15 protein-coding genes are annotated in these 13230 nt (G+C 63.0%); 9 read left to right on the top strand and 6 right to left on the bottom strand.

Features of this window, described 5'->3' with window-relative positions; translation table 11 throughout:
- The first annotated feature begins 637 nt into the window (after nt 1–637).
- The 3 genes from ACNO8S_RS08415 to ACNO8S_RS08405 are packed head-to-tail and all read left to right on the top strand — an operon-like array spanning nt 638 to nt 1969.
- Nucleotides 638–823: a hypothetical protein gene (locus tag ACNO8S_RS08415; RefSeq protein ID WP_004515500.1), complete on the top strand. Its 186-nt coding sequence runs from the start codon at nt 638–640 to the stop codon at nt 821–823.
- Between the two features lie 7 nt (nt 824–830).
- Nucleotides 831–1256 (top strand): RNA-binding protein, encoded by a 426-nt coding sequence (locus tag ACNO8S_RS08410; protein WP_014040583.1) that lies wholly within the window; start codon nt 831–833, stop codon nt 1254–1256.
- The gene (locus ACNO8S_RS08405; RefSeq protein ID WP_146418078.1) at nt 1256–1969 is read left to right on the top strand and encodes an RNase P subunit p30 family protein; all 714 of its coding nucleotides are present in this window, start codon (nt 1256–1258) and stop codon (nt 1967–1969) included. The genes ACNO8S_RS08410 and ACNO8S_RS08405 overlap by 1 nt, the downstream gene beginning before the upstream one ends.
- A gap of 187 nt (nt 1970–2156) precedes the next feature.
- On the opposite strand, the gene ACNO8S_RS08400 is transcribed toward ACNO8S_RS08405, so the two are convergent.
- Nucleotides 2157–2720 (bottom strand): hypothetical protein, encoded by a 564-nt coding sequence (locus ACNO8S_RS08400; protein ID WP_146418079.1) that lies wholly within the window; start codon nt 2718–2720, stop codon nt 2157–2159.
- A 275-nt stretch (nt 2721–2995) separates the two neighbouring features.
- Between ACNO8S_RS08400 and ACNO8S_RS08395 the strand changes: the two genes are divergently transcribed.
- The 3 genes from ACNO8S_RS08395 to ACNO8S_RS08385 all read left to right on the top strand — a co-directional run bounded on the left by ACNO8S_RS08395 (nt 2996) and on the right by ACNO8S_RS08385 (nt 5073).
- On the top strand, nt 2996–3481 hold the full coding sequence (locus ACNO8S_RS08395; RefSeq protein WP_014040580.1) for an Rpp14/Pop5 family protein: 486 nt from the start codon (nt 2996–2998) through the stop codon (nt 3479–3481).
- A gap of 2 nt (nt 3482–3483) precedes the next feature.
- On the top strand, nt 3484–4260 hold the full coding sequence (gene psmA / locus ACNO8S_RS08390; protein WP_014040579.1) for an archaeal proteasome endopeptidase complex subunit alpha: 777 nt from the start codon (nt 3484–3486) through the stop codon (nt 4258–4260).
- Between the two features lie 87 nt (nt 4261–4347).
- Nucleotides 4348–5073 carry a ribosome assembly factor SBDS gene (locus ACNO8S_RS08385; protein ID WP_014040578.1) on the top strand — a complete coding sequence of 242 codons (726 nt, stop codon included), beginning with the start codon at nt 4348–4350 and terminating at the stop codon, nt 5071–5073.
- A 15-nt stretch (nt 5074–5088) separates the two neighbouring features.
- Here ACNO8S_RS08385 and ACNO8S_RS08380 read toward each other — a convergent pair whose 3' ends face one another.
- Entirely contained in the window at nt 5089–5436 is a 348-nt protein-coding gene (locus tag ACNO8S_RS08380; protein ID WP_420181786.1) for an FUN14 domain-containing protein, read from the bottom strand.
- Nucleotides 5437–5637: 201 nt separating this feature from the next.
- On the opposite strand from ACNO8S_RS08380, the gene katG reads away from it, so the two are divergent.
- Nucleotides 5638–7833, top strand: coding sequence for a catalase/peroxidase HPI (gene katG, locus ACNO8S_RS08375; RefSeq protein ID WP_191450225.1), 2196 nt, complete (start codon nt 5638–5640; stop codon nt 7831–7833).
- Nucleotides 7834–8023: 190 nt separating this feature from the next.
- Nucleotides 8024–9334 carry a GTPase HflX gene (hflX, locus tag ACNO8S_RS08370; protein ID WP_129755252.1) on the top strand — a complete coding sequence of 437 codons (1311 nt, stop codon included), beginning with the start codon at nt 8024–8026 and terminating at the stop codon, nt 9332–9334.
- A 9-nt stretch (nt 9335–9343) separates the two neighbouring features.
- Here hflX and ACNO8S_RS08365 read toward each other — a convergent pair whose 3' ends face one another.
- The 3 genes from ACNO8S_RS08365 to ACNO8S_RS08355 are packed head-to-tail and all read right to left on the bottom strand — an operon-like array spanning nt 9344 to nt 12070.
- On the bottom strand, nt 9344–10786 hold the full coding sequence (locus tag ACNO8S_RS08365) for an NAD(P)H-hydrate dehydratase (protein WP_420181785.1): 1443 nt from the start codon (nt 10784–10786) through the stop codon (nt 9344–9346).
- A gap of 46 nt (nt 10787–10832) precedes the next feature.
- Nucleotides 10833–11156 (bottom strand): acylphosphatase, encoded by a 324-nt coding sequence (locus tag ACNO8S_RS08360; protein WP_151145980.1) that lies wholly within the window; start codon nt 11154–11156, stop codon nt 10833–10835.
- Nucleotides 11157–11161: 5 nt separating this feature from the next.
- A complete protein-coding gene (locus ACNO8S_RS08355) occupies nt 11162–12070 on the bottom strand; it encodes a DNA-3-methyladenine glycosylase family protein (protein WP_420181784.1) in 909 nt (302 codons plus the stop codon).
- Between the two features lie 251 nt (nt 12071–12321).
- On the opposite strand from ACNO8S_RS08355, the gene ACNO8S_RS08350 reads away from it, so the two are divergent.
- Complete coding sequence (locus ACNO8S_RS08350; protein ID WP_014040571.1) at nt 12322–12795, top strand: DUF555 domain-containing protein; 474 nt, start codon at nt 12322–12324, stop codon at nt 12793–12795.
- Nucleotides 12796–12932: 137 nt separating this feature from the next.
- On the opposite strand, the gene ACNO8S_RS08345 is transcribed toward ACNO8S_RS08350, so the two are convergent.
- Nucleotides 12933–13169, bottom strand: a complete 237-nt coding sequence (locus ACNO8S_RS08345; RefSeq protein ID WP_004592453.1) for a UPF0058 family protein — start codon at nt 13167–13169, stop codon at nt 12933–12935.
- Between the last annotated feature and the right edge of the window lie 61 nt (nt 13170–13230).

Raw genomic sequence — 13230 nt, 5'->3', positions numbered from 1 at the left:
CCTATCTGTGTCTGACACCTCGACGAAACAACCGTCTTGACGGGGGAGAGCGGTGGACTGATCATGTCGATGGTTAGTCGAGAGAGTCCCATAACAGTTGTTGTGACGTATCGGCTGCCGTGGCGTATCTCAGGGGGGTTTCGAAACCGAATCCGTTGTGCCACTGACACTGGTGGAGAGCTTGCAAACGCGGATACATGTCTGGTCCGGCTCATTCGAAGCGAAACACGGGAAGAGGCCCGAACAAGGATAGCCACGCTCCCGTGTAGCAGGAACTCATTGGCTGTTTCGACGACCTGACGGATTGTTCTACCCACTCGATCTGTACGCCTTTGCGTTCCGTGGTTGATGGAACGCATGTGACTGTAGAATGATCTGACACTTAATTCTATCTATCTAAGAAAATATTTAGACAAGTCTAATCATGGCCATGCCTTTCGCAACGGAAGCGACAGGGAACACCAAGATCGGTCAGCCCTGATCAGCGTACCCCTGGCTTTGGGCTGATCGAGGTTTGTCGCGGTCCTGATTGTCAGATCTGGGCCGTGTCACAGGGACATTTTCCCACCACGTCCGCGACTGGGCCGAGCAAACCTGAATCAGTCCCTTTTTGACGAGCCACCGAGTACCGCCCAGTATGGCATTCGAAGAGGACGACAGCGTTATTCTCCACGACGAGCACAGCGACTACGACGGCGAGGAAGGCACCATCACGCAGGTCGTCGAGACGATGTTCGGCGACGCCAACTACACGGTCTCCTTCGAGGACGGACAGGAGCAGGGCGTCCCCGAAGACAACCTCGAAGCCGCCGAGGACGAGTAGGGCTTCAATGTCGTCGGTTCCGTTCCACTACGTCGACCTCCGGACATTCTGTTATGCGACAGAGGACGACAAGCGTGTTGAGGGAGCGCTCCGAACGTTCCTGCCTGAGGACTACCCTATCGAGCGCGCACAGAGCGAGGGGCACTACGGCGACCGGATCGTCGTCCTCTCGGCTCGCGTCGAGAACGCTGACGATATCCGGCACGTACTCACGCAGGTCGCGTCAGCGCCGGATATCGACGCAGTGCGTGCGGAACTGGACGACCGGGTCGACGACAACTGCTCGTTTTTCCTCACCTTCGACAAACAGGCCGCGTTCGGCGGGAGCGTCGAACGCGGCGACGGCATCACGCTCCGGGCGAAAGTCGAGGCCTACCCCGCAAAGCGGGAGAAGGCCGTCGCTAACGCCCGCGAACTCCTTGAGGAGTTGTGATGTACGAGGCCGTCTACGCTCACCCCGACGGCGACAGCACCGTCGCCCGGCACGCGCTGACGGCCGCCGACTCGGGCTACGACGGCATCGTCGTCAGGAACCACGGCGACGCGCAGGCGGACTACGACGCCGACGCTATCAGCGATGCGTACGACATCGACGTCGCCGCCGGCGTCGAGGTCCGGGCGGACGACCCCTCGCGAGCGAGCGGTTTCGTCGGGAACTACCGGAGCGACCGGACGGTCGTCGTCGTCCACGGCGGCGACCGCCGCATCAATCGGTTCGCTGTCGAGCAACCGACCGTCGACGTGCTCGCCCACCCGATGCGCGAGGACGGCGATTTCAACCACGTTCTGGCGAACGCGGCGGCCGACAACGGCGTCCGCGTCGAGTTCGACTTCGGCCCGGTGCTCCGGGCCTCCGGCGGCACTCGCGTCCGAGCCATCAAAGAACTGCGGAAGCTCAGGGAACTGGTCGAGGACGCCGGCGCACCGTTCGTCGTCTCGGCATCGCCGAGTAACCATCTCCAGATTCGCGCACCGCGGGATCTCATCGCGGTCGGGGAGACCATCGGCTTCGACGCTGATACCCTCCGAAAGGGCCTGGCAGAGTGGGAGCGGGTCGCGGAGCGCAACCGCGAGCGCCAGAGCGACGCCGTCATCGAACCGGGCGTCCGACTGGAAGACGGTGATCAACAGGGCGACGACGCGTAGCGGTGCTGTTGCGATCCACAGCAACCCAGCTCCCTTAGTTCTGTAGTGACCCAGACAGCTGCCAGACACATTGAGCCGACAAACCACTCCGATAGCCCCACCCCGGAACTGACGGGGGGACGTATCACCAAAGGCGTTTCCCGGAGTGTGTTTTTCGAGCGACATCGATCCCGCAGTAGCTGCGTGCCTATTGGGTGGACGCCGCGCTCCTGAATGCCGACACCTCGCCGGAGACGGCGATCCGCTGTTGCTCGTCGATGTCCAGCTGGAGCGTCAGCGTCGCCGACCGAACTGGCTCGGGCGTTTCGACGATGTCTTGATGTCGATACGTCCCTGCAGGGAGACACGCCTCGGCCGCGGCAGCCGTATAAATATCGTACTCTCCGGATCCCTCGTCGTTTGGCGTCAGCTCCCGGTATTGTATCGAACTCTGGATCCCTTCTCTCCCGTCCGCTTGGTACCGCCAGCACCCTGCTGATGTCTGTACGGGGTCGGCTCGCAGTACGCCCCGACTCTTCGGATCAAACACGAGGGTGTCGGTCCGGGTCACGTCCTCACTTGGACCCGTATCGGTAAACAGCAGCGTCGGACCGTACCCGAGACGGACCGTTTCGCTCCCGACGTTTGTCAGCGTCGCTGCCACTCGTGCAGGGGCCGCGGCTGCTGCTTGGCGTTTAACCTCTCCGGTGAGTTCCAGTGCTGGCTGAGCCACAGTTTTCGGTGACTGCGTTGTGGGTGGCTCTGTATCCATTGACGAGCATCCCGTGACGAGTCCACCGAGTGTAACACCAGCCAGCCGAAGCACTGACCGTCGGAACAAATCCACAGTGAATTATGATTTCTGGTCGCTAAGTGTTTTGTGGATTGGTCAAAAGACGAATACAACGGCCCTGTGTGCGAGAAATACTACCGGGTAAGGACCCACACCGGTACAAAGAACGCCAGCGCGTGACTGACGAGTCGTACCTCCTTCAAAGTCAGTAGCTACACCACACTGCTCATTGTCCTCCGCCCCAACGCTGGCGTATGAAACACCTCCCGAAGCATCTCCGGCCCCGGTGGCGCTATCTGGCCGTCGGTATCGAGACGTGGCCGACAGCGTCGCTGGACCGTCGGGCGTTCCAGCGGGCGGTGTGGTACGCCGCCCAGAACCTGCTGGGCGACACCGGCAGCGCCGAGACGGACATGACCGTCCTCCAGTTCCACGACTACGACGGCACGGCCGAGGCCATCGTCCGGACCAGACGCGGCCAGACAGACCCAGCGCGGGCCGCACTGACCTGTCTGGACAGCGTCGACGGCGATGAGGTTCGGGTCCGTGTCCGGGGGATTAGCGGCACTGTGCGTGCCTGTGAAGAAAAGTATATACGCGGGCCGCCGGAAGCCACTGAACAGAGACACGTCGTGTTCGAGAACGCAGACCGGAGCGCTACTGTTCGGCCTCCGCGCTACGATGTCGAAGCGGCCTCCGGCGGCGCGTTCGTCGGCGCGACAGCACTCGATTTCCGATAACTATGCAGGGACAAAATCAACAGCAGGCCTACGACCGCGGGATTACTATCTTCTCGCCGGACGGACGCCTCTACCAGGTCGAGTACGCCCGCGAAGCGGTCAAACGCGGCACAGCAAGCATCGGCGTCAGAACGAGCGACGGCGTCGTTCTCGCCGTGGACAAGCGCATCCGGTCGCCGCTGATGGAGCGCTCCTCGGTCGAGAAGATCCACAAGGCCGACGACCACATCGGCATCGCCTCGGCCGGCCACGTCGCCGACGCCCGACAGCTCATCGACTTCGCCCGCCGCCAGGCGCAGGTGAACCAGCTGCGCTACGGCGAGCCGGTCGGCGTCGAGACCCTCACCAAGGAAATCACCGATTACATCCAGCAGTACACGCAGGTCGGCGGCGCGCGCCCGTTCGGCGTTGCGCTCATCATCGGCGGCATCGTCAACGGCGAGCCGCGCCTGTTCGAGACCGATCCCTCCGGGACGCCCTACGAATGGAAGGCCCTCGCTGTCGGAGCCGACCGCGGCGACATCCGGGATTACCTCGAAGAGCACTACGACGAGGGGATGGACCTCGACGAGGGCGTCGACCTCGCGCTGGCCGCTCTCGCGTCGGTCAACGAGGACGGGCTCACGCCGGAAGGCATCGGCGTCGCCACGGTCGACGTCGAAACGGAGACGTTCGGCCAGCTGACCGACGAGGAGAAGGAGACTCACCTCGCGGAGGCCGACCTCCTTGATACCGGTGAAGACGCGGACGACGAAGGCGAAGACGCCACCGAAGAGTAACCCTTCCGACAGCCCTCGCGGGCGACTGGACTTTTTCTGTCCGACCACGCAGTAAGGCCTTTAACTGGCCCACTGCTACCGACGGGTATGATATCGCTTGACGAGGCGGTGACGGCGCGCCTCGAATCCCACGGCCAGCGGTTCGAGGTACTGGTGGATCCGGACGCGGCGCTAGCGATAAAACGTGATGACTTCGACGGCGACCTCGAGGACGTTATCGCCGCGGAGGACGTGTTCGAGGACGCCTCGCGGGGGGACCGACCGCCCGAGAATATGCTCGAAGAGGTGTTTGACACCACTGATCCGATGGCCATCATCCCCGAAGTCATCAAGCGGGGGGAGATACAGATCACGGCCGACCAGCGCCGCGAGATGCAGGAACAAAAGCACAAACAGCTCATCCAGCGGATCACGCGCAACGCGGTCAACCCACAGATGGACGACGCGCCGCACCCGCCGGAGCGCATCGAATCCGCGCTCGAAGAGACGGACTTCAGAGTCGACCCGATGGAACCCGTCGAGGCGCAGGTCGACGACGCCCTCGATGCGCTCCGGCCGGTCATCCCGATCCGGTTCGACGAGGTCACCGTCGCCGTGCAGGTCCCCGCGGACTACGCTGGGAGCGCCCAGGCACAGATCCGACAGTTCGGCGACCTCGAACGCGAGGAGTGGCAGTCCGACGGCTCGTGGGTCGGCGTCATGACGTTCCCGGCCGGCCTACAGAACGACTTCTACGACGTGGTGAACGAACACACCAGCGGCGAGGCAGAAACCCAGATAATCAAAGACGAAGACGACATCAGTACGCGCTAACGCCGCGGCGTCGCGTTACCCTTTCTTGAAGCCGACCAAGAACCCGGCAGTGAAACCAGCGCTGACCGGCAGCGCCGAGAGCAGTGACGTGACCCAGGACGGCGGTTGCGCCGACGCCGCGTTCCCGGCGGTGCCGGTCGCGTTCTGTGCGGCCCCGCCTATCGCGTCCCAGTTCACCTGGAGGATGCCACGCGTCTCGAGGAACTTGAACAGTGCCAGCTCGATGCCGATGATGACGGCAATGAGCTTTGCGACCTTCTTGGCGGCGAACCCGATGATCCCGCCGATAAGGCCGCCACCACCGAATTCGAGGCCCATCTGCTGGAGGCCCAACCCATCTAGTTGGAGTACGAACTCATCCATACAGCGTACCTGACCGCCTGTTTTTAAATCCTTTGTGCTCCCTCTGGCGCTTTCCCTTTTACACAGCCTCCGCCACAGGAACGGGGGTCGTTGCTACCGGGGTGTCCCAAAGAATTCGGGGCGATATTTTTCACACGATGCCATTTCTTTACTCATATCCAAAGATTTGTATGCTACCGACGAATCTTACTTACTGTTAAGATGGCAGAAACACCGAATTCCGATATGAGCGGTGCCGCAGGTGGACATTCGAAGCGACCGAAATCTAATCAGGACTGGTGGCCAAACAAGCTGAATCTGGAGATCCTCGACCAGAACGCCCGTGATGTCGGTCCGATGGAGGACGACTTTGATTATGCGGAGGAGTTCCAGAAACTCGACCTCGAAGCGGTGAAGTCGGATCTCGAAGAGCTGATGACGTCGTCGCAGGACTGGTGGCCAGCCGACTACGGCCACTACGGCCCGCTGTTCATCCGGATGGCCTGGCACAGCGCCGGGACGTACCGGACCGCCGACGGTCGCGGTGGCGCGGCTGGCGGCCGACAGCGCTTTGCACCTATCAACAGCTGGCCGGACAACGCGAACCTCGACAAGGCGCGACGGCTGCTCCTGCCGATCAAGCAGAAGTACGGCAAAAAGATCTCATGGGCCGACCTGATGATCCTCGCAGGGAACGTCGCCATCGAGTCGATGGGATTCAAGACGTTCGGCTACGCCGGCGGCCGCGAGGACGCCTTTGAGGAGGACAAGGCTGTCAACTGGGGGCCGGAAGACGAGATGGAAACCCAGGAGCGCTTCGACGAGCCAGGCGAAATCGAAGAAGGGCTCGGTGCCTCCGTGATGGGCCTCATCTACGTGAATCCGGAAGGACCGGACGGCAACCCTGATCCGGAAGCGTCGGCGAAGAATATCCGGCAGACGTTCGACCGGATGGCGATGAACGACAAGGAGACGGCCGCGCTCATCGCCGGCGGACACACGTTCGGCAAAGTCCACGGCGCTGACGACCCCGAGGAGAACCTCGGTCCCGAGCCCGAAGCGGCCCCCATCGAGCAGCAGGGCCTCGGCTGGCAAAACGAGAACGGGAACAGCAAAGGCGGCGAGATGATCACGAGCGGTATCGAAGGGCCGTGGACCCAGTCGCCGACCGAGTGGGATATGGGATACATCAACAACCTGCTCGACTACGAGTGGGAGCCGGAGAAGGGTCCTGGCGGCGCGTGGCAGTGGGCACCCACGAGCGAGGAGCTGAAAAACAGCGTGCCGGACGCCCACGACCCGGACGAAAAGCAGACGCCGATGATGCTCACGACGGATATCGCCCTGAAGCGCGACCCGGACTACCGAGAGGTCATGGAAACCTTCCAGGAGAACCCGATGGAGTTCGGGATGAACTTCGCGAAGGCCTGGTACAAGCTGACCCACCGCGACATGGGGCCGCCTGAGCGGTTCCTCGGTCCGGAGGTTCCTGACGAAGAGATGATCTGGCAGGACCCGCTCCCGGACGCCGACTACGACCTGATCGGGGACGAGGAGGTCACCGAGCTCAAGGAAAAGATCCTCGATTCGGACCTCTCTGTCTCCCAGCTCGTCAAGACCGCGTGGGCGTCGGCATCGACCTACCGCGACAGCGACAAGCGCGGCGGCGCTAACGGCGCTCGCCTCCGGCTCGAACCCCAGAAGAACTGGGAGGTAAACGAGCCCGAGCAGCTAGAGACGGTCCTGGGGACACTCGAAAACATCCAGACGGAGTTCAACGACTCGCGATCCGACGGGACGCAGGTCTCGCTTGCTGACCTGATCGTGCTGGGCGGCAACGCGGCCGTCGAGCAGGCGGCAGCGAACGCGGGCTACGACGTCGAGATTCCGTTCGAACCCGGCCGAGTGGATGCCGGGCCGGAACACACCGACGCCGCCTCCTTCGACGCTCTCAAGCCGAAGGTCGACGGGGCTCGAAACTACATCCAGGACGACATCACGCGACCGGCCGAGGAAGTGCTGGTCGACAACGCGGACCTGCTGAACCTGACAGCGTCGGAACTGACCGCCCTGATCGGCGGGATGCGCTCGATCGGTGCGAACTACGGGGACACCGACCTCGGCGTCTTCACCGACGAACCGGAGACGCTGACCAACGACTTCTTCGTGAACCTGCTCGACATGGGAACGGAGTGGGAGCCGGCGTCGGACTCAGAACACGTCTACAAAGGTCTCGACCGTGATACCGGCGAGGTCAAGTGGGAAGCCACACGCATCGATCTCGTCTTCGGCTCGAACGACCGGCTCCGGGCCATCTCGGAAGTCTACGGCTCTGCCGACGCGGAGGAGAAGCTCGTCCACGACTTCGTGGACACATGGAACAAGGTCATGAAGCTCGACCGCTTCGACCTCGAATAAGCCGGACTGACCGCTACCGGTTTGCTGGCTGCATTTCAGCCTTCGAGCGGGTATCGAAGTCGTTAGTTTCGCCAGCCGGCTGCAGGAATCGCTCAGTATCTGCCATTTTACCGTCCAACCGCCGACCCCCGGAAGAGTGTGAGTCCCCTCCCGGGGGGTTAAATAATCGGACGCCGTAGTTTTCCAACGAGTGACGGCGACACACACCACGGAACGGGCGGTCATCGCGAAGCGCGTCGACAGTGGCACCGCCGACACCGAAGAGATCCGGGACCTCGCTCGGGCGGCCGGCTACGAGGTCGTCGACGAGATCACACAGACCAGAACGGAGGACCCGGCGTACCACCTCGGCGAGGGGAAAGTAACGCGATTGAGCAACGCGGTCGCTCGCGAAGGGGCCGCCGTCGTGATCTTCGACAATCAACTCGGCCCGTACCAGACGTACAACATCGGGAACGAACTCCCCGAGCGGGTGCGCGTCATCGACCGCTTCCGACTCATCCTCGAAATCTTCGGCCAGCGGGCCCAGACACGGAAAGCCCAGCTCCAGGTCGAACTCGCGGAACTGCGCTACGAACTCCCGCGCGCCGAGGCCAAGGCGAGCCTGGCCAAACGCGACGAGCGGCCGGGGTTCATGGGGCTCGGCGAGTACGACGAGTCCCGCGAAGAAGACATCAAAAAGCAGATCGCCAACATCCGGGACGAACTGGAATCCATCGAGGAGACTGAGCGACACCGCCGGGAGCAGCGCCGCGAGTCCGGCTTCGACCTCGTCGCGCTGGCCGGCTACACCAACGCCGGGAAGTCGACGCTCCTGCGCCGCCTCGCCGACGACCTCGACGTCGATGAGAACGACGACTTGCATCCCGACCTCGATACCACGGCCGAGAGCGAGGACCGTCTGTTCACGACGCTTGGCACGACCACCCGCCGCGCGGCGGTCGGCAAGCGCGAGGTGCTGGTCACCGACACCGTCGGGTTCATTCAGGACCTCCCGCACTGGCTCGTCGAATCGTTCAAATCGACGCTCGGGTCGGTGTATCACGCCGATCTGGTCTTGCTCGTCGTCGATGTCTCCGAGTCGGTCGAGGAAATCCGGGAGAAACTGGTGACGAGCCACGACACGCTGTACGAGCGCAACGAAGCGCCCATCGTCACAGTCCTCAACAAGACCGACATGGTCGACGACGAGGAGGTCCGCCGCAAGAAAGACGCGCTCTCGTCGCTGGCTCCGAACCCCGTCGCCGTCAGCGCCAAGCAGGGGCTCAACATCGACGACCTGGCGGACCGCATCGACCACGAACTGCCGGACTACGAACGCGAGCGACTCGTGCTCCCGATGACCGACGACACGATGAGCCTCGTCTCGTGGATTCACGACCACGCCAGCGTGGAGACGGTCGACTACGGCGACCAGGTGGTTATCGAGTTCGAGGCGCGGCCCGCGATCATCGAGCAGTCCCGAGCGAAAGCCGGGGAGCTGGTCGGTGCGTCGGCCTGACTGCGGACGCTACGCTTCTGCTTCCCGCTGCCACAGTACGCTCGGTATCTCGTCTAGCAGGTCCGTTGCGACCAATCCGTAGCCGCGGTCGTCGACGACCCGGTCGCCGACCGTGCCGACGGTGTAGGCGGCGATGGCGGCCGCGTCGAGCGGCTCCTGAACGCAGGCGAGCGCCCCCGTCACGCCCGCGAGCACGTCGCCGGTGCCGCCGACCGTCATCCCCGGATTGCCCGTCCGGCCGACGCGGGTTCGCTCGCCGTCGGAGACGATGTCGTACGGGCCTTTGACCAGCAGTGTCTGGTCGACCTCCGATGCGAAGGACTCCACGAGGTCCGCCCGCTCCCGCCAGTCCTCGGACGTCTCGCCGCCCATCCCGAGAAGCTCGCCCTGGTGGGGCGTACAGACGAGGTCCGCGTCCGTTTCGATGTCCGGAACCACGGAAAGAGCGTCGGCGTCGACGACAGCCGTCCCCTCGAATCCTGACAGCAGGTCCCCGACCGCTTCCAGCGTCGCGTCGGCGTTCCCGAGTCCCGGCCCGACGATCAGCGTGTCGTGCTCTGCCATCAGTTCGGCGAGGTTGTCGACGTGGGGTGGCGCGAGGTGGTCCCCGTCGAACGGTCTGAGGATGAGGTTCTCGCTGTAGGACTGGATTTCCCGCGCGACGACGGCCGGGCAGGCGACTCGGACGAGGTCGGCCCCGCCTCTGAGGGCGGCCTGGGCCGTGAGCGCCGGCGCACCGGTGTACGGGCCGCCGCCGACGACCAGCACCTCGCCGTTGTCGCCCTTGTGGCTCGCTGGGTCTCGTTCGAGGCGGCTGAGGTCGCCCCGCTCGATGAAAAGCTCCGCCGCGTCGGGGATACCGATGTCGGCGACGGTGACCGGTACGTCGAGGTCCGGCAGGCCGGGCTTGGTGTCGTGGAACGTGACGACGTGGTCGGCGTCGACGGCGTTCTCGGCCAGCCGCCCCGTTTCCGCGTCGAGACCCGACGGGACGTCCACAGAGAGGACGGTCGCGTCGCTCTCGTTCATCGCCGTGGCGGCCGTTGCCGCCGGTTCCCGGAGGTCGCCGGCGATACCCGTTCCCAGCATCGCGTCGATGACGACATCAGGGGTCCCGAGATCCAGTGCCGAGGAATCCCTGACCGTCTCTGTCGGATACTCGGCGTGCTGGAGGGCATCCCAGTTCTCCCTGGCAATCGTCGTCGAGATTGCGTCCGGGCGGCCCAACAAAAGGACGCGGAGGTCGTACTCGTCGAGAAAGCGGGCGGTGACGAGCGCGTCTCCGCCGTTGTTCCCTCGACCAGCGACGATGGTGACTTGGTCGCCGGGGTCAGCGAGGGTACGGACCGCCCGTGCGACGGCGTGCCCGGACGACTCCATCAGCTGTTTGCGCGGGACGCCGAGCGCCGCGGCGTTCTCATCGACGACACCCATTTCGGAGCCGGTGAGCATACCCGCGGGTTCGCCCGCCAGTGAAGTAACTCTACGGGACGGCGGCTTACCAGCGGACCTCGAATCCGTCGATGCCCCTCGGCTCCTCGAACTCGACTTCGACGTCGGTTACGTTCGCGCGTTCGCTCCCCTCGTGGCAGAACTCGACCATCGCATCCACGTCGGCTTCGGGGCCCTCGAACACCGCTTCGACGCGCCCGTCGTCGAGGTTCCGGACCCACCCGTCGACCCCCTGGTCCTGTGCACGCTCCCGCGTGGTCGCTCTGTAATAGACGCCCTGGACACGACCGGAGACGAATACATGTGCTCGCGTGCGAGCCATGTCCGAGGGTTTGATTGCGGACTCCGTTATACTGTCGCCTTCCATCACCCGCGTCAGTTTTCGTCGCTGCCCGTCCGGAGATAATGGAACAAGTAGGTCTGCGTGTAGCCGGCGTACTCGCCGCCGAGCGCGGCCCGGATGGCCCGGGACGTGTCGGTGTAGTTCCCTCGCTCACACTCCGGGTAGTACTCCTCGATGGTCGACCGGATCCAGGTGTCTAGCGGGACCGCTTCGAGGTAGTCAAGCGAGAACAGCAACACGCAGTCCGCGACCTTGTCGCCGACGCCGACGAAGCGGGTGAGCGACTCCCTGGCGTCCTCGTAGTCGAGACCGACGGCTTCCTCCGGGTCGGCCTCGCCGCCTGCGACCATCTCCGCGGTGCGCTGGACGTACGGCGCTCGATAGCCCAGCCCGAGGTCCCGGAGGCGTTCTTCGGTCGTTTCGGCCAACGCTGACGGCGTCGGATAGGCGTTGTACGTCCGCCCGTCGAACTCGACTGTCTCGCCGAACGCGTCGCGGAGCGCCTGTTGCATACTGTGTATCCGGGCCACGCGCATCTGGGCCGAGCAAATGAACGAGATGAGGGAGCCAAACGGTGGGTCCTGAACGAGACGCATCCCCCAGAACCTATCGTAGGCTGATTGGACCACGTCGTCGGCCGGTGCCGTCGTCCGAATCGCGGAGAGGTCGTCCCTAAGCCGCAGGAGTCGCTTGAGGTCTGCCTCCGCGTCGATCGTGGACTCCCATTCGAGGACACCGTCCCGCTGCCGGACGCGGATGACTGCTGGTGACCCGTCTCGGCGGACTGTCGTCCAGTACCACGCGTCGCCCCCGGTTGCCCCGTCGCGCTGGTACATTTCGCCGTCCTCCCGGTTCCAGAGGTAGGACTGCCCGCTCTCGACAGTTGCCTGGAGGTCGATACCGCCGGCCAGCAACCCGACGTCGATGACGCCCTGTTCCATTGTCCGTGTGTACGGACCCGGAGGTAATGGCGTTACGAGTTCCGCTCGCACGGGTTGGGGATTTCTCTCGACTAGCGGACGTTCATATCCGTCTGATCTGTCACTGCTTTTCGCCGTCGTGATGTTTTATGTCGCTTGCGTCTGTGCGGCTCAACGATGCTTTCTGACTTTCTATACCACGATATATGGGATGAGAGGTGATCCCCGTTTCAGGGCTAACCTTCATTATATTGGGAAACAAACATACTAGCATGAATTGCCGAGTTGTTGTCGAGGCCGCAGTCCCAGTGTACGATGTGGCATCTGCGGACGAGGCAGTTCGCATCGCCATCTCGAAGACGGGGGAAATGCTGAACCCCGACCTCAACTACGTCGAGATCAACATGGGCGACCGGCACTGCCCGCACTGCGGCGAGACACTGGAACCGGCTTTTCTCGCGGCTGATGAGAGTCTCGTCGCACTCGAACTGGAGATGACCGTGTTCAACGTCGAACGGGACGAACACGCCGCTCGAATCGCCCGCAAGGAGATTGGGCAACGACTCGAGAACATCCCGCTTGACGTGCTCGAAATCGAGGAGATTCCGGAGGAGGCCGACGAAACGACGGACGACGAGTCTTCGTCGACAGAGTCGACAGCAGAGGCCGATGACCAGTCGTCGGGCCAGTCCGAGGACGAATCGGACGACGTGTTACCCGAATTCGAGGAATTAATCGACGAGTAAGTCCGGTTACCGAGCAACAGGGTCTCTCTGTTCAACACCCTCGACGTATCGCGTCTCCAATATGATTCCGACAGCCGTTATACAGTCACTAATAGCATTGCTCGTCGGGAGAACTGCATAGAAACGACGGAGAACTGTTAGTCCGCGGCGGCAGAAACTGGCTCTTTGGTCTCGTCAGCCATCTCGGAGGCAATACCGTCAGCAATCGCAAAGACAGCGGCCTTGTGGTCTGTTTTCGACTTGTGAATCGATGTCGGCTTGACGCCCAGTTCCTCGTATTCGTCGTGGTCTACTTCTGTCCCGGATTCGGCTTCGTAGTGGTTCTGTACCTGTGCAAGCAGGCCGTGAAGGTGGATGAGCTCCTGCTTTTTCATAGTCAACCCAAGGTAACAACTCGAAGGTTATAGTACTACTCTGATGAAGGTTAACACACGG

Source organism: Haloarcula sp. KBTZ06 (assembly GCF_048595605.1).
In the GTDB taxonomy this organism is placed as follows: Archaea; Halobacteriota; Halobacteria; order Halobacteriales; family Haloarculaceae; genus Haloarcula; species Haloarcula hispanica.
Note: the sequence above shows the minus strand (reverse complement) of the source record. Positions and strands in the feature narration are given on the sequence as shown.

Bases quoted from the DNA above. Each gene is read 5' to 3' on its own strand.
- ACNO8S_RS08415 (WP_004515500.1), top strand. From the start codon at position 638: ATGGCATTCGAAGAGGACGACAGCGTTATTCTCCACGACGAGCACAGC.
- ACNO8S_RS08410 (WP_014040583.1), top strand. From the start codon at position 831: ATGTCGTCGGTTCCGTTCCACTACGTCGACCTCCGGACATTCTGTTAT.
- ACNO8S_RS08405 (WP_146418078.1), top strand. From the start codon at position 1,256: ATGTACGAGGCCGTCTACGCTCACCCCGACGGCGACAGCACCGTCGCC.
- ACNO8S_RS08400 (WP_146418079.1), bottom strand. From the start codon at position 2,720: ATGGATACAGAGCCACCCACAACGCAGTCACCGAAAACTGTGGCTCAG.
- ACNO8S_RS08395 (WP_014040580.1), top strand. From the start codon at position 2,996: ATGAAACACCTCCCGAAGCATCTCCGGCCCCGGTGGCGCTATCTGGCC.
- psmA (WP_014040579.1), top strand. From the start codon at position 3,484: ATGCAGGGACAAAATCAACAGCAGGCCTACGACCGCGGGATTACTATC.
- ACNO8S_RS08385 (WP_014040578.1), top strand. From the start codon at position 4,348: ATGATATCGCTTGACGAGGCGGTGACGGCGCGCCTCGAATCCCACGGC.
- ACNO8S_RS08380 (WP_420181786.1), bottom strand. From the start codon at position 5,436: ATGGATGAGTTCGTACTCCAACTAGATGGGTTGGGCCTCCAGCAGATG.
- katG (WP_191450225.1), top strand. From the start codon at position 5,638: ATGGCAGAAACACCGAATTCCGATATGAGCGGTGCCGCAGGTGGACAT.
- ACNO8S_RS08365 (WP_420181785.1), bottom strand. From the start codon at position 10,786: ATGCTCACCGGCTCCGAAATGGGTGTCGTCGATGAGAACGCCGCGGCG.
- ACNO8S_RS08355 (WP_420181784.1), bottom strand. From the start codon at position 12,070: ATGGAACAGGGCGTCATCGACGTCGGGTTGCTGGCCGGCGGTATCGAC.
- ACNO8S_RS08350 (WP_014040571.1), top strand. From the start codon at position 12,322: ATGAATTGCCGAGTTGTTGTCGAGGCCGCAGTCCCAGTGTACGATGTG.
- ACNO8S_RS08345 (WP_004592453.1), bottom strand. From the start codon at position 13,169: ATGAAAAAGCAGGAGCTCATCCACCTTCACGGCCTGCTTGCACAGGTA.